This window comes from Pseudonocardia sp. (genome assembly GCF_050246655.1).
GTDB lineage: Bacteria > Actinomycetota > Actinomycetes > Mycobacteriales > Pseudonocardiaceae > Pseudonocardia.
Map to the genome: position 1 here is coordinate 1 of NZ_JBFWVQ010000110.1, position 18086 is coordinate 18086.

Consider the following 18086-nt stretch of genomic DNA (forward strand, 5'->3'; position numbering starts at 1 on the left):
CCGGGTGCGTGCCCTGCCACAGCAGCACCAGCAGCGCCGGCAGGGCGATGAGCATCGTCTCCTTGCTGAGCACCGCGACCGCGGCGCAGAACCCGGCGGCGGCGTGGTGCCACAGGTAGCGGCGCGGCGATACCGCCAGCACCATCGCCGCGAGCATCCAGCTGACGGCGATGTTGTCGAGGTAGATCTGGCGCTGCAGCGTGACGGCCAGCGGGGAGAGGGTGAACAGCAGCCCGGCGAGCGCGGCGGCCCAGCGCGGCAGCGTGAGCCTGCGGGCCAGCGTGTAGAGCAGCGCCACGGAGACGGCCGTGAAGACCAGCATCACCACGCGCCCGTTGCCGACGGCGAGGTGCTCGGGCAGCAGCAGGGCGGGGATCCAGGACAGCGCCGCGAGCTGCAGCCAGCCGACCGGCGGGTGGTCGTACCAGTAGGTGTAGTGCGCGAGGCCGAGGCCCTCCTGCACGGCCCAGGCCTGGGCGAGGTAGGTGCCCTCGTCGTCGCCGAGGGCGGGGAACCCGGCGATGTTGACCGCCTGCACCGTCACCGCCGCGACGACGAGGCCGATCCGGATCCAGGTGTCGAGCGAAGGGCGGCGCCGCCCGGACGGTGGCGTGGCGGGGAAGGGCGGGGCGGGAGCGGCGGTCCGTACGGGAGGTCCGGACAGGGTGAGCGACATGGACGTCTCCGGGTTCGGGCTCAGCTACCGGCGGCGGGCGCGGACCGGGGGGCGGGCAGGTGGGCGCCGACGTGGGAGGTGAGCTCCCAGTCGGCGCGGCCGCGCGACTCGCGCCAGACGGCGCGCAGCGCCGCGTAGGCGAGGACGACCTGGTAGGCGGGCGCTCCGACGACGAGCTTCGCGTAGTGCACGGGGCGCACGGGGAAGCGGTACTGCCGGCCGAAGTCGTGCAGGCCCACCACCTCGAAGGCGAGCACCGCGAGCGTCGGCAGCAGCGGCAGGAACGACAGCAGGGCAACGAGGATCGGGACCTTGGTGGTGAGCCCGATGAGGATGCCGACCGGGATGGTGAGGCCGGTGAACGCCTGCAGGAACGGGGTGGCGAGGGTGTAGCGGGCGAGCATCCGCGGCCGGACGCCGTCGAGGCGGCGCCAGTCGCCCTTGCGGAAGACCTGGATGAAGCCCTGGTTCCAGCGGGTGCGCTGGCGCATGAGTCCCTGCAACGAGTCCGGCGTCTCCTCGCGGGTGACGAGCACCGGGTCGTAGGAGACGACGACGCGCGCGCCTGCGCTGGACAGCCGCACCCCGAGGTCGCAGTCCTCGGCGAGGCAGTCGGGGTCCCAGCCGCCCGCCTCGCGCAGCAGGTCCGCCCGCACGAACACGGTGTTCCCGCCGAGGGGGATGAAGCCCTTGGCGGCCTGCAGGTGCAGCCTGCTGCGGAACCAGAAGTAGTACTCGAGGCAGTTGCGCAGGCTGTACCAGCTCGACTGGAAGTTGACCAGCTGCACCCCGCCCTGGACGACGTCGGCGTGCGCGTGCCGGAACGTGTGGTCGACGTGGCGCAGCAGGTCCGGGTGCACGACGTCCTCGGCGTCGAACACCCCGACGACGTCCCCCCGGCACGCGGGCAGTGCCGAGTTCAGCGCGCGCGGCTTGTTCTTGCTCAGGTGGTGGTCGACGACGACCTGGACCTGCCCCGGGAACTCGCGCGCGAGGGCCTCGGCGACCTCGGCCGTGCCCGGGTCGTCGTGGCCGACGATCACGATCACCTCGAAGTCGGGGTGGCGCGAGCGCACGAGCGCACGGACCGTGTGGCCCAGCACCAGCTCCTCGTGCCGCGCGGGCACGAGCAGCGAGAACCGCAGGCCCGGCTCGTCCTCCGCGGCCCGGAAGCGGGTGGCCGCGAGCGTCTCCGGGGTCCGCCAGGCGTGGAGCATCCACCACAGGGTCACGCTGGAGAACGCGAACAGGATCAGCGAGACGGCAACGACGAGTGCCGAGAGCAACGGTTTCCCCCAGGGCCGACGACGGACGGCCCGTGCGGCAGCGGCCACCGGTGCGGGGATCCCCGCGGCCGCGACCCTGCGGCCCGGCAGCCGGATCGCTCCGGCAACGGGCAGCTAGAGCCTCACGGATCCGGTCGGCGTGCCGCATCGCCTCGATGCACGCTTCGCGCCTCCCCCACTTTGAGGACGGGTCGGCTCAGGGATCGAGGACGACCGTGGTGACGGACACAGGCGGCAGGGTGAGCTCCAGCTGGTCCGTCACGGGCCGCACGACGATCAGCTCCGGGCGGCCCGCGGTGCTGCGCCAGACGTGCGCGGAGCCGCCGCCGTACCCGCGCAGGCGCACCCGCACGGCCCGTTCCCGCCCGCCCGGGTGGGCGAGCACGACGGCCGGGTCGGCGGCGGAGGCGAACGCCGCCACGTCCGGGTCCGGGTTGTGCACCGCGACCATCCGCGTGCCGATCCCGCGGAACAGCCCGGCCCCGGTGAGCATCGCGATGCCCCAGTAGCTCGGCATCGGCACGCCGTCCGAGGTCAGGCCCATCGCGGCCGAGCGGTCGCCGTACTGGAACGCGACGGCGCCCCGCGACAGGATCGTCGCGAGCGCCGTCGCGACCCACACCGTCTGCGCCTGGGTGTTGTTCTGCGGCTCGTCCGCCCAGTTGAGGTTGAACTCGCCCACCTGCAGCCCGACCGACGGGTCCGCGACGCGTTCGCGCAGCGCGTCGAGCCAGGGGCCGTAGCGCAGCGCGCTCTCCGGGGTGGCCGTCTCGCCCTCGCCGGCGCCGTAGGCGTGGAAGTCGACGAACGACACCCGCTGCGCGGGGGGCGCGTCGAGCAGCCCGCGCAGCAGCGGGTCGTTGAGGCCCTCGTAGTGCGCCGTGGCCGGCCCGCCGATCTCCAGGTGCGGATCGACCCGGCGCATCGCGGCGGCGATCTCGCGGAACCGGCGGACGTACCCGGCGTCCCCGACATCGGCGCGGGAGTGGGCGTCCATCTCGTTGCCGAGGACGAACCGGCGCACGCCGTACGGGCGCACCGCGTCGAGCACCGCGAGGGCGGCGTCCCGGTCCAGGTCGACGACGACGGTGGGCCGCAGCCCCAGCTCCCCGTACGCGCGGAGCCAACGCTCCGCGGGGATCGACCGGTCGCCGCCACGGGCCCCCGAGACGACCGCGCCGTCGCGGGGCGCGAGGTGGATCCGGACGGCGCCCGCGCCGAGGGCACCCAGGGCGGCGAGGTCGCGCGGGTTCCCGACGACCGGTCCGGGCACGTCCGCGAACGTGGTGGCCGTGAACCCGATCGCGGCGCGCGGCAGCTGCGCGATCGGCCATTCGAGGTCGACGACGATCTCGCCGCCCACGTCGCCGCAGGCAGCGAGCACCGCGGCGGCCGGCAACGCCCCGAGGATCAGGCGCCTGCCCACCGACGGGGCTCGGGTCGGGTGGGTCACGGCCGCCTCTTTCGGGATCGCGACCATCATGGCTCACCGGGACGGCGACCTCGGCGCGGGACCGGGTGGCCACGCCGAGCGTGCGCTGAGTCCGGCAGCGAGCTGCAGGAGTGCACACTCACCGGTAATCGGCGTGACGGGCCTCGCTACGCTCGGAGGATGCACGACCCCCGCGTCCTGCTCGATCCCGCCACCGACGCCGTCCGCAAGCTCGCGCGGCGCGGCTACGCCCTGGACGTGGCCGCGCTGGAGAAGCTGCTGTCCGCCCGCAACGGCGCCATCCACCGCGGCGACGAGGCGCGCGCGGAGTCCAAGCGGGTCGCGGCGGCGGTGAAGGGGGCGTCGGCCCAGGATCGGCCTGCGCTGGTGGAGCGCGCGCGCGAGCTGAAGGCCGTGGTCGCGCAGGCCGAGGCCGAGCAGCGCGACGCCGACGCCGAGCTCACCGACCTGCTGCTGGGCATCCCGAACCTGCCGTCGGACGAGTCGCCGGACGGCGACAGCGACGAGGACGCCGAGGTGGTCCACAGCTGGGGCGAGCGGCCCGCGTTCGACTTCGCCCCGCTGGACCACGTCGATCTCGGCGAGAAGCTGGGGATCCTGGACCTGCCGCGGGCCACGAAGCTCGCGGGCCCGCGGTTCGTCGTGCTCAAGGGCCGGGGCGCCCAGCTGGAGCGGGCGCTCGCCCGCTACTTCCTCGACCTCGCCGCGGCGAACGGCTACACCGAGTTCTCGGTGCCCACGCTCGTGAACCGGGAGACGATGACGGGCACCGGGCAGCTGCCGAAGTTCGAGGCGGATCTGTTCAAGACCGGGTCCAAGACCGATTCAGCGGACCGGGAGCTCTTCCTCATCCCGACGGCCGAGGTGCCGCTCACGAACCTGCACGCCCGCGAGACGCTGGCGCTGGAGGAGCTCCCGCTGGCCTACACCGCGCACACGCCGTGCTTCCGCTCGGAGGCCGGGTCGTACGGCCGCGACACCCGCGGCATGATCCGCGTGCACGAGTTCTCGAAGGTCGAGCTGGTGCGGATCGTGGACGCCGCGACGTCGCGCGCCGAGCTGGACGTGCTGCTGGGCCACGCCGAGGCCGTCCTGCAGGGCCTCGGCCTGGCCTACCGGGTCGTCAAGCTGGCGGCGGGCGACACCGGGTTCTCGGCGGAGCTCACGTTCGACATCGAGGTGTGGCTGCCCGGGCAGCAGAAGTACCGGGAGATCGCGTCGGCGTCGGACTTCGGCACGTTCCAGGCGCGCCGCGCCGGCATCCGCACGAGGGCGAAGGACGGCACGCGGGGCTTCGCCGCCACGCTGAACAGCTCCGGCCTTCCGGTCGGGCGCACGCTGGTGGCGGTCCTGGAGCAGGGCCAGCAGGCGGACGGCTCGGTGCGGATCCCTGAGGCGCTCGTCCCCTACACCGGCTTCGACGTCCTCACGCCGTCCCGCTGACGCGGGCGGCTCGCACCGGTGTCACGCCGTGGCCGGGCCCTGCACCGGCGCGAGCTCGGTCCGCAGCTTCGCGAGCGCCCGGTGCTGGGTGACGCGCACGTTGCCCTCCGTCATGCCGAGGATGCGGGCCACGTCCGCCGCGGGAAGCCCGCCGAGCACCCGCAGCCCGACGACCTCCTGCTCGCGCTCGCCCAGCACGGCCAGCGCCCGGGCCAGCTCACGGGCGAGGTCGCCGCGCAGGGCGGCGTCCTCGGGACCGGGGGCGATGTCGCGCAGCTGGGTGACGGTGTCGTCCAGCTGCTGGTGGCTGCGCTTCACGGCGTCCCGGAACGCGTCGGCGACCTTGTTCTGAGCGACCCGGAACACGTACGGCAGCATCGGCTGCCCGGTCTCGACGAGATGGGCGAGGCGGCGCAGGACGGCGATGCACGTCTCCTGCACGACGTCGTCGGCCACCCCGTGGCCGAGCTGGTGCAACCTGCCGCGGCAGTAGGCGCTGATCAGGTCCTGGAGTGCGCGCACGAGGGCACGCACCGCCACCGGGTCGCCGTCGACCGCGGCCGCGGCCCACTGCCGCAGCTCGGGCTCCCCCGGTCGCCTGTCCATCGCTCGCGCCCCGCCTCCCCGACGTCCCGCGGGCCGTGCTTCCCCCTACTCGGACGGAGCGGGGTGGGCGTTTCGTGCACGAGCCGGGAGAAATGAGACCGGCGTCACAATCGCCCGATCGGCGGCGCACGGCCGTGCTCTCCGGGCGGCGACCGCCGCACGTGCGGCGACGCCCTGGATACGGCGGGCCACGTGGCTCACCTGGCCCGACGCAGCGCGGATAGCCTCGCGCCCGCCCCTCCCCCGACCCGGAGACCCACAATGACCGAACTCGCCGCGCTGATCGAAAGCCGGCCGCTGCACGACCCCGTCCTCGCCGAGGCCACCGACGCCCTCCCCGACCACCGGATCCTCCCCGACGTCAGCGTTCTGAAGATCGGCGGACAGAGCCTGATCGATCGGGGCCGCGCTGCGGTGTACCCCGTCGTCGAGGAGCTGGTCGAGGCCAAACGCACCCACAAGCTGCTCATCGGCACGGGCGGCGGCACCCGCGCCCGGCACGTCTACTCGCTCGCCGCGTCGCTCGGCATGCCCACCGGGATCCTCTCGGAGGTCGGCTCGGCCGTCGCAGGTCAGAACGCGACGATGCTCGGCTACCTCATGGCCCGCCACGGCGTGCCCACCGTCGGGCCGTCGGCGTTCGCCGTGCTCGCGATGCACCTTCGCGAAGCGGGCGCGGCGATCTTCCCCGGCATGCCGCCCTACGACCTGTGGCACCAGGTGCCCGAGCGCGGCACCATCCCGCCCTACCGCACCGACGCCGGGTGCTGGCTGGTCGCGGAGACCTACGGCTGCGCCCGAATGATCTTCGTCAAGGACGAGGACGGCCTGTACACGGCCAACCCCAAGACCGACCCTTCCGCCACGCTCATCCCGCGTGCCACCGTGGACGAGCTGCTCGAGATGGACCTCACCGACCTCATCGTCGAGCGACCGCTGCTGCAGCTCGTCCGCAACGCGCGGCACGTCCGCGAGATCCAGGTGATCAACGGGCTCGTGCCCGGCAACATCCGCCGGGCGCTGGACGGCGAGCACATCGGCACGATCATCACGGGAGGTGAGGCGGCATGACCACCGCGAAGGACGTCCGCTCGCCGCTCATGCGGCAGACCCTGCTGGACCGCGAGCTGGTGGCCCCGGTCGACGACGACCAGCCCGTACGGCGCATCCTGCCCTGGCTCACGGTCGTGAAGCTGAGCGGCACCGCGATCATGGACCGCGGCCCGGACGCGGTCCTGCCGCTGGCGGACGAGCTGCGCACCGCGCTCGCCACCCATCGGATGCTGATCCTCACCGGTGGCGGGATCCGCGCGCGCCACGTCCTCGGGGTGGGCCTGGACCTCGGCCTGCCCGCCGGGGTGGTGGCCGGGCTCGCGGCCACCGAGGCGGAGCAGAACGCCCACCTGCTCGCGGCGCTGCTCGCCGCGGACGGGGTGTCCTACCTGCCGCACGGCACGGTGGCCCACCAGCTCGCGGGCCACCTCGCGGCCAGCCCGGCGGTGGTGGCCAACAGCTGGCCGCCCTACGGCGTGCACGAGTTCCCCGCCGCGACCGGGAAGATCCCGCAGCACCGGGGCGACGCGGGCACGTTGCTGCTGGCCGACGCCTACGGTGCGCAGCGCACGATCTACGTCACCGACACCGACGGGCCCGGCGGCCGCGTCGCGGCGACCGCGCTCGCGGACCCGCCCGTCGACCCGCTCGTGCTCTCCCTGATGGCGCACGCCAAGCACGTCCGTGAGATCCAGGTGGTGAACGGCCTCGTCGTCGGGAACCTGACGAAGGCGCTCGGCGGCGAGCAGGTCGGTACGGTGATCACCGCCTGACCGCGAGTTCCGCATCCCACCACCGCGAGTTGCGCATCTCACCGCCGCGAGTTGCGGTTCTCACCAGCGCGAGTTGCGCATCTCACCGCCGCGAGTTGCGCGATTCACCAGGCCGGACGCCCGTTCGGCCTGAGCAAATCCGCAACTCGCCGGCATGAGAACCGCAACTCGCCGGCATCAGAGGCGCAACTCGCGGCCACGGGATGCGCAACTCGCGGGTCAGTGGCTGCGCGCCACCCGCGCCGCCACCTCCGGGCGCCGCGGATCGGCCCGGCCGAGCAACCCGAGCAGCTGCTCGGCGAGCTCCAGGTCGTCCCCGTCGACGCGGTGCAGGAGCCACGCCGCCTCGACGTCGCGGCAGTCCAGGACGGCCCGGCGCAGCGACAGGTGCAGCTGCTCGCGCTCCTCACGGATCGCGGGCGCGTCCGAGCGGGGCAGCAGCTGCCCGCGGTAGGCGCGGGCGGCGTCGCGCACCCTGCCCTCGGCGAGCGCCGCGCGCACGCCGAGGAAGTCCGCCTCGATGCGGGCCTGCAGCCGGTAGGGCTGGGCACGCACCACCCGCACCCCCAGCGACACGCGCAGCCGGTGCATCTCCGCCCGGGCGGTGACGAGCTTGGCGTCCTCTCCGTACAGGTCGGTGGCCAGCTCGTCCCCGGTGCGGCCGTCCGGACGCAGGGCGAGCAGCGTCACCAGCTCGGCGTGGCGGTGGGTGAGCCGCACGGGGCGGCTGTCCAGCCGGGCCGACGGCCGTCCGCCACCGAGGAAGGCGAGCTCCAGCACCGGTGCCGGCATCGGCCTGCTCGCCGGGTCCGGACGGGTGCGCAGCAGCCAGCCGTCCGCGAGCGGCTCCAGGTGCCCCTCGTGCCGCCCGAGGAGGACCCGGTCGCCACCGGCGGGCAGCTCCACCCGCTCCGGCAGCCAGCCCTCGGGCTGCGCGGCGAGCACGCGGCCGCTCGCGGTGAGCAGCGCACCGGGCTCGCCGCGCATGGCGAGCAGGTGGGGGAGGTTGCGACGCAGCAGGCGCTCGTCGCGCTGGGCCTGGTGGGCGGCGAGATGGCCCTCCGCGAGCCGCGCTGCGGCGACGACGAGGGCGAGCGTCGTCGGGTGGAAGGTCCGCATCGGCCCCGTGACGTCGACGACGCCGATCATCTCGCCGCTGTCCGGGTCGTGGATCGGCGCTGCGGCGCACGTCCACTCGTGGTAGGTCCGGACGAGGTGCTCGGCGGAGTGGATGCGCACGGGACGGTCCGCGGCGAGCGCAGTGCCCATGGCGTTCGTACCGGCGGCCGTCTCGCTCCAGCCCGCACCCTCCACGAGGCCGAAGCGCTCGCCGCGGCGCATGACGTCGGCGCGGCCCTCGCGCCACAGGATGTGCCCCTCGGCATCGGTCACGATCATCATGTGCATCGCCTCGTCCGCGATCGAGACGAGCGTGTCGCGCAGCAGCGGCAGCACCGCGGCGAGTGGGTGGCTCTCGCGGATGCGGTGGACGTCGGACCGGTCGAGGACGAGTGGCGCCTCGCCGTGCTCGGGATCGACCCGGGCGGCGAGCGAGCGCTTCCAGGACTCCGACACGAGCGGGCGTGGCCGCTCCCCCGCGTGGCCGGCGAGGGCCGCCTCCCGAAGGGCGGCGAGCCGGCGCGCCGTGCTGCGGTGGTCCGCTGCGGGCATGGGTCTCCATCGACTCGTGGACTCCGGAGGACCACTCCACCCTGCCCTCGGCAGTTTGGCAAGACAAGCCTTCACCAGATTCGTACCAGCGAAAAGGTGAGGTGTCCGGCACCGCAGATGCGTGCAACGTCGTTGCAACCCCCGCCCTCCTAGCGTCGCTCCGCACGTGATGGCGCCCACTTCCGGGGCGCCCGCGACGAGGAGGTCGACGATGACACTGGCTTTCGACGCGCCGCACATCGAGCGCGTGGTGGGCTCGCTGAGCCGCAAGATGCTGATCAACGGCGAGTGGGTGGACTCCGCGTCCGGCGAGACGTTCGAGACGGTGAACCCCGCCACCGAGGAGGTGCTCGCCTCCGTCGCGAAGGGCGGCGCCGAGGACGCGGACCGCGCCGTGCGCGCGGCTCGTACCGCGTTCGAGGACGGCTCGGCATGGCGCACGATGCCGCACGGCCAGCGCGGCAAGATCATCCACAAGCTGGGTGACCTGGTCCTCGAGAACCTCGAGGAGTTCGCGCTGCTCGAGTCGCTCGACAACGGGAAGCCCTACGCCGTGGCCAAGGCCGCCGACGTGCCGCTGACGGCCGACATGTTCCACTACATGTCCGGCTGGGCCACCAAGATCACCGGCCGGACGATGCCGGTGTCCGCGTGGGACCCGAACGCCTACCTCACCTTCTCGCTGAAGGAGCCGACGGGCGTCGCCGCGCAGATCATCCCGTGGAACTTCCCGCTGCTCATGGCGGCGTGGAAGGTCGCACCGGCGCTCGCAGCCGGATGCACCGTCGTGCTCAAGCCCGCCGAGCAGACGCCGCTCTCGGCGCTGCTGCTGGGCGAGCTCGCCCTGCAGGCGGGGCTGCCGCCGGGCGTGCTGAACATCGTCACCGGCTTCGGTGACGCCGGCGCGGCCCTCGCCTCGCACCCCGACGTCGACAAGGTGGCGTTCACCGGCTCGACCGAGGTCGGCAAGGAGATCGTCAAGGCGGCCGCGGGCAACCTCAAGAAGGTGACGCTGGAGCTCGGCGGCAAGTCGCCCAACGTCGTCTACGCCGACGCCGACATCGAGAAGGCCATCGCGGGCTCCGCGCACGCGATCTTCTTCAACCAGGGCGAGTGCTGCGTCGCCGGATCGCGCCTCTACGTCGAGGAGTCGGTCTACGACCAGGTCGTCGAGGGCGTGGCCGCCCGCGCCGCCGAGATCAAGGTCGGCAACGGCCTCGACGCGACGACCGAGATGGGCCCGCTGGTCAGCCAGGAGCAGTTCGACCGCGTGACCGGCTACATCGACTCCGGCCGCTCCGACGGCGCCGGCATCCACGGCGGCACCCGCGTCGGCGACAAGGGCTACTTCGTGGCCCCGACCGTCCTCGCCGGCGCCCGCGAGGACATGAAGGCCGTGCAGGAGGAGATCTTCGGCCCGGTCGTCGCCGCGATGCCGTTCCGCTCCGAGGACGAGATCATCCCGGTGGCGAACAACACCAACTACGGCCTCGGCGCCGGCGTCTTCACCAAGGACGTGGGCAAGGCGTACCGCACCGCCAAGCGCCTGCGCGCCGGCACCGTCTGGGTGAACACCTGGAACGTCTTCGACGCCACGCTGCCCTTCGGCGGCTACAAGGAGTCCGGCTGGGGCCGGGAGATGGGCGAGGACGTCTTCCACAACTACACCGAGACCAAGACCGTCATCACCGACCTGAGCTGAGCCCGTCGTGCGGGGGCGGGCCGCGTGCCCGCCCCCGCACGCCGTCGAGGAGGTCGGCGTGCGTGTCGAGATGTGGTCGGACCTGATCTGCCCGTGGTGCTACCTGGGCTCCACCCGCCTGCACCGGGCCCTCCAGCAGTTCCCCGACGCGGACTTCGACGTCGTCTACCGCAGCTACCGGCTCAACCCGTCGCTGTCGCGGGAGCCGGAGCTCGACATGGCCGACTACATGACGAGGCGCTACCACCTGACCCGCGAGCGCGCCGAGCTCGGCCACCGGCGCCTGGAGGCGCTCGCCGCCCGGGAGGGCCTCCACTACCGGATGGACCTCATGCGCCCGGTCGACACGCTCGACGGGCACCGCGTGCTGCAGCTCGCCCGCTCCCGCGGCGTCCAGGTGGCGGTGAAGCAGCGGTTCATGGCCGGCGTGCTCGGGGAGGGAGCGGTGATCTCCGACCACGACACCCTCGTCCGGCTCGCCGCCGAGGCGGGCCTCGACCCCGACGACACCCGCAAGACCCTGGCCTCCGACGCCTTCCTCGCCGACGTCGAGCGTGACGAGGCCGACGGCCGCCGCCACCGCCTGCAGAGCGTCCCGTTCTTCGTGTTCGGCGGTACCGACCGCCTGGCCGACGCGGCTAGCGTCGACGAGCTGGCCCGCGCCGTGCGTCGCAACCTCTCCTGAAGGGAAACCGATGTCCGACCTGCCGACACTGCGTTCGCTGTCCGGCCTGCCCTCCGACGCCCCACGGCTCGCCGACTCGACGCTCGTCATGATCGACTGCCAGAACACCTACACGCGCGGCGTCATGGCCCTCGACGGCGTCGAGGCCGCGCTGGACCAGGCCGCGGAGCTGCTGGACCGCGCCCGCGCCGCCGGCGTCCCCGTCATCCACATCCAGCACGACGCCGGCGAGGGCTCCCCCTACGACGTGCGCGCCGAGATCGGCGCCATCGTGGACCGGGTGGCGCCGCGCGAGGGCGAGCCGGTGATCGTCAAGAACTATCCGAGCTCCTTCGTCGGCACCGACCTCGACGAGCGGCTGAAGGCGTCCGGGGCGTCGAACCTGGTGCTGGCCGGGTTCATGACGCACATGTGCGTCAACTCCACCGCGCGCAGCGCGTTCAACCTCGGCTACGCGCCCACGGTCGTCGCCGCGGCGACGGCCACGCGCTCGCTGCCCGGCCCGGACGGGCCTGTGGACGCCGCGGCGCTGCAGGCGGCGAGCCTCGCGGCGGTCGGAGACCTGTTCGCGATCGTGGTCCCGGACGTGAAGGCCGTCCCGGACTAGGAGTGTCCTGACCGACCCGTACGCCACCGGCCGGACCGCCCTGCCCGGCCGGGCCGCTACCTCAATCGGACGACGGCCGGCGGCGGTCCGCGTCGCGTCGCCTGTGCCGACCTGCTCAAAGTAGAAACGATCATCGCTGAAACCGCATGTGCGGGGATACTCTCCGATCAGTTGCGAATCTGCGGATCATTGTGCCAATCGGCCTAAGGGTGGCGGAGAGGGGTTTCGACCTCCTCACGTCCCACACGGGCACGGCCCTTCCCGGACGTCGCGACCGTGGGACGTCAACGCGGCGGGAGGACGGGATGAGGGCACGCGCGCTGGTCTGTGCGATCGGGCTGTGTCTGGTGCTGGCGGCGTGCGGCAGCGGGTCGTCCTCCCCCGGAGGTGGCGCCGGCGGCACGGCCGCATCCGGGTCACGAACACTCACCGTGTTCGCCGCTGCATCGTTGACGGACACGTTCACCGCACTCGGGAAGAAGTTCGAGGAGTCGCATCTCGATGTGTCGGTGCGGTTCAACTACGCCGGCTCGTCGACGCTCGCTCAGCAGATCGTCCAGGGGGCACCCGCCGACGTGTTCGCCGCGGCCAACACCGAGACGATGAAGACGGTGACGGACGCGGGCGGCACCGAGGGCGAGCCGGCCATCTTCGCGACCAACATCCTGGAGATCGCCACCCAGCCCGGGAACCCGAAGCAGATCACCGGCTTCGCGAGTCTCGCCGATCCCGGCCTCAAGGTCGTGGTGTGCGCTCCGGCCGTGCCGTGCGGGGCGGTCACCCAGCAGGTCGAGCAGAACACCGGGATCCAGCTCAGCCCGGTCAGCGAGGAGCAGAGCGTGACCGCGGTGCTGACCAAGGTCACGACCGGCAACGCGGACGCCGGGCTGGTCTACGTCACCGACGTCAAGTCGGCGGGAGACCGGGTGACCGGCGTGCCGTTCCCGGAGGCCGACGCCGCCCCCACGGACTACCCGATTGCCGCTCTGAGCAAGGCACCCCAGCCCGAGCTGGCCCAGCAGTTCGTGGACATGGTGATCGGGCCGGACGGCCAGCAGATCCTGCAGACCGCCGGGTTCGGCTCGCCGTGACCGGCATGCGCGGGTCGCGGAGGGGCGGGTCATGACCGCACGCACCCAGGAGATCGGTGAGGTCGCGGAACCGGATGGCGGCGACCCGCAGCCGGCAGTGCCGCAGCCCGACAAGGTCCACGACGCCGGGGTGGGGATCCCGTGGCTGCTGTGGATCCCGGCGACGCTCGCCTTCGCACTGATCGCGCTGCCCGTCGTCGGGTTGCTGCTGGAGGCACCCTGGGGACGCATGCTGGAGCTGCTGACCAGCACGGCGGCGCTCAGTGCGCTGCGGTTGTCGCTGGTCACCGCCTCGATCTCCACCACGCTGTGCGTGGTTCTGGGTGGCCCCCTTGCCGTCGTGCTGGCCCGGGCCCGGTTTCGCGGGCTGAAGTACCTGCGCTCGATGGTCCTGCTGCCGCTGGTGCTGCCGCCGGTCGTGGGCGGGCTCGCGCTGCTGTTCCTGCTGGGACGCAACGGGCTCATCGGACAACCCCTCAACGTGGCGTTCGGCATCACGATCCCGTTCAGCACCGCGGCGGTGGTCATCGCCCAGACGTTCGTCGCGATGCCGTTCCTGGTCGTCAGCCTGGAAGGGGCCCTGCGTACGGCGGGCGAGCGGTTCGAGCAGGTCGCCAACACCCTCGGCGCACCACCCTCGCAGGCGTTCCTCCGCATCACGGTCCCGCTCGTCCTGCCGGGCCTCGCCTCCGGTGCGGTCCTGTCGTTCGCGCGCTGCCTCGGCGAGTTCGGCGCCACCATCACGTTCGCGGGCAGCCTCGAGGGCACGACCAGGACGCTGCCGCTCCTGGTCTACCTCCAGTCGCAGACCGACACCGACGGCGCGGTCGCCATCTCGCTGCTGTTGGTCGTGGTGGCGATCATCGTCATCGTCCTGGCAGGCCACGCAACGTCGCGGGGCTGCAATGACCGACACCGACCCGACGAGAACCTCCGCCACCGGGACCCCACCGACGGACGACCGTCGGGAGGACGGCGCAGCTCTGGACACGAGCATGGTCCTGCGCCGTCCCGGCGGGTTCACCCTCGACGTGACGTTGCGCGTCGAACACGGCGAGGTGATCGCGTTGCTGGGGCCTAACGGCTCGGGCAAGTCGACCGTGCTCGGCGTGCTGGCCGGGCTGCTGCTCCCCGACTCCGGCCACATCCGCCTCGGAGAGGCCGTGATCGCCGACGTCGCCACCGGTGTACGGGTGCCTGTGCACCGGCGCGGCATCGGGCTCCTTGCGCAGCGAGCCATGCTGTTCCCGCATCTCACCGCGGTGGAGAACGTCGCCTTCGGACCGCGGATGAACGGCACCCCCCGCAAGGAGGCCAAGGCACGGGCCCGTGAGCTGCTCGGCGAGGTCGGCGTCGCCCCTCAGGCCGACCGCCGACCGGCCCAGATGTCCGGCGGGCAGCAGCAGCGCGTCGCGCTCGCCCGCGCGCTCGCACCCAGCCCCGAGTTGCTGCTGCTCGACGAACCCCTCGCCGCGCTCGACGTCGACACCACTCCCGCCATGCGATCGCTGCTGCGCCGCATGATCCGCGACATGAACCAGACCGCCGTCCTCGTCACCCACTCCGCCCTCGACGCGCTGATGCTCGCGGACCGTGTCGTCGTGCTCACCGACGGGAAGGTCGTCGAGCAGGGCCCTACCAACGTCGTCCTCGGTCGCCCCCGCAGCCCGTTCACCGCGCGGATCGCCGGCCTCAACCTCGTCCCGGGCACCCGCCATGAGGACACGCTGCGGACCTACGGAGGCCGGCTGCTCCTGGGTGAACCCAACCCGACGACGGACGGTGACGATCACGCCGTCGCGGTGTTCCCGCCCTCGGCGGTCGCCGTGTCACCCCAGCCCCCGCCCACCGAGACCACCAACGTCGTCGCGGTGCGCCTGGCCGCCATCGAACCGCACGGCAACACCATGCGGCTCCTGGCCTCCGCGCCCGACGGCGGCGAGCCGTGGATCGACGGTCTCTCCGCCGACGTCACACCGGCGACGGTCGTCGAACTCGGCGCCGAACCCGGCGTCGATCTCTGGTTCCACGTCAACCCCGCGGAGGTCGCGATCTACGCCGCAACCGGATGAGCCCGTTCCGGCCACCCGCCGGCCCGATGCCGGCGGCAGCGCGGCTGGACCTTCACGGCGCGCGACGCCGGCGGGGCATCGGCGATGCTGTGGGCGTGGAGTACGTGTCCAGAGTGCCGCGACCGCCGCTGGACGGGCTGATCGACGACCTCTATTACCTGGAGGGTGCGTCGCCGTACGCCCGGCTGACGCTGCCGCCGGCGCCGGCGGCGTTGCTCATCGTCAACCTCGGGGCGCCGTTCCTCATCCGCGCCGGCACCGACATCGAGACGGCGGAGTACGCCGACGGCTGCGTGGTCACCACGCCCACCCGGGCGTGGGAGTTCGGCTACCCACTCCGGACCCGGTCCGTCGGCGTGCACGCAAAGCCGTGGGGGCTGGCACCGTTCCTGCCGATGTCCGCGGCCGAGCTGTGTGACCGGCCGGTGACGGTGGAGCAGGTGTGGGGCCGGCCCGCCGTTGCTGAGCTGCGAGACCGGCTGGCCACGGCGGACGGACCGCACGAGATGCTGACGCTGCTCGAGGATGAGCTGATGCGACGGCTGTGCGAGACCTCCGGCCTGGGGCTGGTCCGCCATACGAGCAGCGTCATCGCGGCGACCAGCGGGGCGGTGGCGATCGGCGACCTGAGCGTGGCAGCCGGTGTCAGCAGCACTCATCTGGCACAGCGGTTCAAGGAGCTCATCGGCGTCACGCCGAAGCGGCTGGCCCGCGCCCACCGCTTCACCGCCACCGTGTTCGCGATCAACCCGGCCGAACCGATCGACTGGGGCGACGTCGCCGGTGGCGCAGGCTACTTCGACCAGGCGCACTTCGGCCACGAGTTCCGCGAGTTCACCGGGCTCACGCCCACTCAGTACGTCGAAGTCCGGCGGCGGTTCCTGCGCGAGCACCCCGGTCACACGCTGGACGGCTGGCCGCTGCCGGCCGATTGATTCCTTACAAGACCGACAGCCCAGGTCACGCCAGTATTGGGGGCAATCCGAGAGCAGAGGAGCGCCCCGTGGGCAAAGTAGTCGTGTATGCCTCGGTGTCGGTCGACGGTTTCATCGCGGACGAGAACGACCAGCCCGGACCGCTGTTCGACTGGTTGGTCAGCGGTGACGTGCCGTTGGACGAGAGCGGCGTCTTGAAGGTGTCGCAGACGTCCTACGACTACGTCCGGCCGTACTGGGACCAGATCGGGGTGACAATCGCCGGCCGCCACGTCTTCGACATGACGGACGGCTGGGACGGGACACCTCCGTCTGGGGTCGACCACGTGGTCGTCGTGACCCATCGGGGTAGGCCCGAGGGCTGGGATCCCGAGGCGCCGTTCCACTTCGTCGACGGCGTCGAAGCAGCCGTGGCCAAGGCGCAGGAGCTTGCGGGTGAGCGCTTGGTCGAGGTCGCCGCTGGCGACGTCGGTGGCCAGGTGCTCGCCGCGGGCATGATCGACGAGGTGCGCATGGACGTCGTACCCGTCGTGCTCGGGTCCGGCAAGCGCTACTTCGGGTCGGTCCACGCGCAGCACCTGTTGGAGGATCCTGACGTGGTGATTCAGGGCAACCGGGTGCTTCACCTGCGCTATCGGGTGCGCCGTTGACCGATCCGAGCGGGTCGTAATTCCACGACACCGGAGAATCGAATTCCTATCGTTGTCGCGACGGTGCCCTGCCGGTTTCGTCGTTCGCCCCGGCGGGCAACTGCTCGCTGAGCGCTGCGGCCAGGTCCACCGCGCGCACCGACTCGACCAGCGCGTCGGCGACGAGGGAGCGCGGCTCGCGATCAGGCACGATGAGCCCGACCGCCGGCCGCGGCCGGACGTCGGCGAGCCGCCGTACGCACATCCCCGGCGGCACGCCGAAGGCGTACAGCCAGGTGTGCGCGCCGCCGCGTCCTCCCAGCGCACGACCCGGTCCGCGACGACGGGATTCCCGGCGTCGACCAGCAGGAGGTAGCGCTCCCGGTAGAGCTCGATCCGGCGCATGCCCGGTGGGGTCTCCTCGTCGAGGTACGTGACACCGGCATCGAGGTCGAACTCGGCGAGCCGGCGGCTGATGTCGCGCGAGGACAGGGCCCTCGATCCGGATTCGGGCGGCGGGATGGCGGACCTGGAGCTGGCGCGTCAGCAGGGGTGTCGCCGGTATCGCCGTCGGGATGGCGCCGATCCGGGCCGTCGTGGTCAGGCCGCCGCGGAGCCGGTCGAGATCGGAGAGGAGCGCGTCGCGCTCGGCGAGGATGCGGTGCGCCCAGCCGACGACCCGGATGCCCTCGTCCGTGAAGCCCTCGAACCGGCGCCCCCGTTGCACGATCTCGACGTCCAGCTCCCGCTCCAGCTTGCGGATCGCGGCGGAGAGCGCAGGCTGACTGATGTGACACGCCGCTGCGGCGCGCCCGAAATGCCTTTCCCGGCTCAGCGCCAGCAGGTATTCCAGCTGGCGGATCAACACCTCGCGCATGTACTCCATCCTCGATAGGTGCTGTCTATGACGTCTGTCGAGAATGCAATCACCAGAGCCTTGTCGAGCCCGGTCGACGGGACGAGGGTCGGGTCGTCGGTTATTCTCGAAGGGAGTCAGACAATGGCAAAGGTGCTCTGCGTCCTCTACGACGACCCGGTCGACGGGTATCCGAAGGAGTACGCCCGCGACGGGCTGCCCCAGCTGTCGCACTATCCGGACGGCCAGACGCTGCCGACCCCGTCATCGATCGACTTCACGCCGGGACACCTCCTCGGGAGCGTGTCCGGCGAGCTCGGACTGCGGCCGTACCTCGAGAAGCTGGGTCACGAGCTGATCGTGACGTCGGACAAGGAGGGGCCGGGTTCGGAGTTCGACCGCCACCTGCCCGACGCCGAGGTCGTCATCTCGCAACCCTTCTGGCCCGCCTACCTCACCGCCGAACGCATCGCGAAGGCCCCCAACCTGAAGCTCGCGCTCACCGCCGGCATCGGCTCCGACCACGTCGACCTCGACGCCGCCATCGA

At 72.3% G+C, this 18086-nt stretch carries 16 protein-coding genes and 3 pseudogenes; 12 read left to right on the forward strand and 7 right to left on the reverse strand.

Annotated features, from left to right (window positions below; translation table 11 throughout):
- The 3 genes from AB7J25_RS25100 to AB7J25_RS25110 form a co-directional block, all read right to left on the reverse strand.
- Positions 1-676 (reverse strand): glycosyltransferase family 39 protein (locus AB7J25_RS25100; RefSeq protein ID WP_428512797.1); only part of this gene is annotated, 676 nt, incomplete at its 3' end.
- Between the two features lie 20 nt (positions 677-696).
- Entirely contained in the window at positions 697-1962 is a 1266-nt protein-coding gene (locus tag AB7J25_RS25105; RefSeq protein WP_428512799.1) for a glycosyltransferase, read from the reverse strand.
- 196 nt (positions 1963-2158) lie between these two features.
- Entirely contained in the window at positions 2159-3415 is a 1257-nt protein-coding gene (locus tag AB7J25_RS25110; RefSeq protein WP_428512801.1) for a hypothetical protein, read from the reverse strand.
- 159 nt (positions 3416-3574) lie between these two features.
- On the opposite strand from AB7J25_RS25110, the gene serS reads away from it, so the two are divergent.
- Positions 3575-4858, forward strand: coding sequence for a serine--tRNA ligase (serS, locus tag AB7J25_RS25115; protein ID WP_428512803.1), 1284 nt, complete (start codon positions 3575-3577; stop codon positions 4856-4858).
- A gap of 21 nt (positions 4859-4879) precedes the next feature.
- Here serS and AB7J25_RS25120 read toward each other — a convergent pair whose 3' ends face one another.
- Positions 4880-5464 carry a sigma-70 family RNA polymerase sigma factor gene (locus AB7J25_RS25120; protein WP_428512805.1) on the reverse strand — a complete coding sequence of 195 codons (585 nt, stop codon included), beginning with the start codon at positions 5462-5464 and terminating at the stop codon, positions 4880-4882.
- Positions 5465-5725: 261 nt separating this feature from the next.
- Here AB7J25_RS25120 and AB7J25_RS25125 point away from each other — a divergent pair, with 261 nt between their 5' ends.
- Positions 5726-6535: a uridine kinase gene (locus tag AB7J25_RS25125; RefSeq protein WP_428512807.1), complete on the forward strand. Its 810-nt coding sequence runs from the start codon at positions 5726-5728 to the stop codon at positions 6533-6535.
- The gene (locus AB7J25_RS25130) at positions 6532-7290 is read left to right on the forward strand and encodes a molybdenum storage protein subunit alpha (protein ID WP_428512809.1); all 759 of its coding nucleotides are present in this window, start codon (positions 6532-6534) and stop codon (positions 7288-7290) included. Before AB7J25_RS25125 ends, AB7J25_RS25130 begins: the two co-directional genes overlap by 4 nt.
- A gap of 219 nt (positions 7291-7509) precedes the next feature.
- On the opposite strand, the gene AB7J25_RS25135 is transcribed toward AB7J25_RS25130, so the two are convergent.
- Complete coding sequence (locus tag AB7J25_RS25135; protein WP_428512811.1) at positions 7510-8961, reverse strand: GAF domain-containing protein; 1452 nt, start codon at positions 8959-8961, stop codon at positions 7510-7512.
- 211 nt (positions 8962-9172) lie between these two features.
- On the opposite strand from AB7J25_RS25135, the gene AB7J25_RS25140 reads away from it, so the two are divergent.
- From AB7J25_RS25140 to AB7J25_RS25175, 8 genes and pseudogenes are all read left to right on the forward strand, one after another.
- Positions 9173-10663: an aldehyde dehydrogenase family protein gene (locus AB7J25_RS25140; RefSeq protein ID WP_428512813.1), complete on the forward strand. Its 1491-nt coding sequence runs from the start codon at positions 9173-9175 to the stop codon at positions 10661-10663.
- 58 nt (positions 10664-10721) lie between these two features.
- The gene (locus AB7J25_RS25145; RefSeq protein WP_428512815.1) at positions 10722-11348 is read left to right on the forward strand and encodes a DsbA family oxidoreductase; all 627 of its coding nucleotides are present in this window, start codon (positions 10722-10724) and stop codon (positions 11346-11348) included.
- Positions 11349-11358: 10 nt separating this feature from the next.
- Positions 11359-11955: a cysteine hydrolase family protein gene (locus AB7J25_RS25150; RefSeq protein WP_428512817.1), complete on the forward strand. Its 597-nt coding sequence runs from the start codon at positions 11359-11361 to the stop codon at positions 11953-11955.
- 305 nt (positions 11956-12260) lie between these two features.
- Complete coding sequence (gene modA, locus AB7J25_RS25155; protein WP_428512819.1) at positions 12261-13046, forward strand: molybdate ABC transporter substrate-binding protein; 786 nt, start codon at positions 12261-12263, stop codon at positions 13044-13046.
- Between the two features lie 136 nt (positions 13047-13182).
- Positions 13183-13926, forward strand: a pseudogene (locus tag AB7J25_RS25160) (ABC transporter permease); the annotation flags it as partial.
- Positions 13927-14041: 115 nt separating this feature from the next.
- The gene (locus AB7J25_RS25165; protein WP_428512821.1) at positions 14042-15118 is read left to right on the forward strand and encodes a sulfate/molybdate ABC transporter ATP-binding protein; all 1077 of its coding nucleotides are present in this window, start codon (positions 14042-14044) and stop codon (positions 15116-15118) included.
- Between the two features lie 113 nt (positions 15119-15231).
- Positions 15232-16053 (forward strand): helix-turn-helix domain-containing protein, encoded by an 822-nt coding sequence (locus AB7J25_RS25170; protein WP_428512825.1) that lies wholly within the window; start codon positions 15232-15234, stop codon positions 16051-16053.
- A 68-nt stretch (positions 16054-16121) separates the two neighbouring features.
- A complete protein-coding gene (locus AB7J25_RS25175) occupies positions 16122-16703 on the forward strand; it encodes a dihydrofolate reductase family protein (protein ID WP_428512823.1) in 582 nt (193 codons plus the stop codon).
- Positions 16704-16749: 46 nt separating this feature from the next.
- Here the strand turns inward: AB7J25_RS25175 and AB7J25_RS25180 are convergent, their stop codons facing one another.
- Together AB7J25_RS25180 and AB7J25_RS25185 are read right to left on the reverse strand one after the other, a co-directional pair.
- A complete protein-coding gene (locus tag AB7J25_RS25180) occupies positions 16750-16959 on the reverse strand; it encodes a hypothetical protein (RefSeq protein ID WP_428512827.1) in 210 nt (69 codons plus the stop codon).
- Positions 16960-17427: 468 nt separating this feature from the next.
- A pseudogene (locus AB7J25_RS25185) lies at positions 17428-17568 on the reverse strand (LysR family transcriptional regulator); the annotation flags it as partial.
- 114 nt (positions 17569-17682) lie between these two features.
- Between AB7J25_RS25185 and AB7J25_RS25190 the strand changes: the two are divergent.
- Positions 17683-18086 (forward strand): annotated as a pseudogene (locus tag AB7J25_RS25190) (NAD-dependent formate dehydrogenase); the annotation flags it as partial.

Bases quoted from the DNA above. Each gene is read 5' to 3' on its own strand.
- modA (WP_428512819.1), top strand. From the start codon at position 12,261: ATGAGGGCACGCGCGCTGGTCTGTGCGATCGGGCTGTGTCTGGTGCTG.
- AB7J25_RS25130 (WP_428512809.1), top strand. From the start codon at position 6,532: ATGACCACCGCGAAGGACGTCCGCTCGCCGCTCATGCGGCAGACCCTG.
- AB7J25_RS25165 (WP_428512821.1), top strand. From the start codon at position 14,042: ATGGTCCTGCGCCGTCCCGGCGGGTTCACCCTCGACGTGACGTTGCGC.
- AB7J25_RS25135 (WP_428512811.1), bottom strand. From the start codon at position 8,961: ATGCCCGCAGCGGACCACCGCAGCACGGCGCGCCGGCTCGCCGCCCTT.
- AB7J25_RS25140 (WP_428512813.1), top strand. From the start codon at position 9,173: ATGACACTGGCTTTCGACGCGCCGCACATCGAGCGCGTGGTGGGCTCG.
- AB7J25_RS25120 (WP_428512805.1), bottom strand. From the start codon at position 5,464: ATGGACAGGCGACCGGGGGAGCCCGAGCTGCGGCAGTGGGCCGCGGCC.
- serS (WP_428512803.1), top strand. From the start codon at position 3,575: ATGCACGACCCCCGCGTCCTGCTCGATCCCGCCACCGACGCCGTCCGC.
- AB7J25_RS25125 (WP_428512807.1), top strand. From the start codon at position 5,726: ATGACCGAACTCGCCGCGCTGATCGAAAGCCGGCCGCTGCACGACCCC.
- AB7J25_RS25150 (WP_428512817.1), top strand. From the start codon at position 11,359: ATGTCCGACCTGCCGACACTGCGTTCGCTGTCCGGCCTGCCCTCCGAC.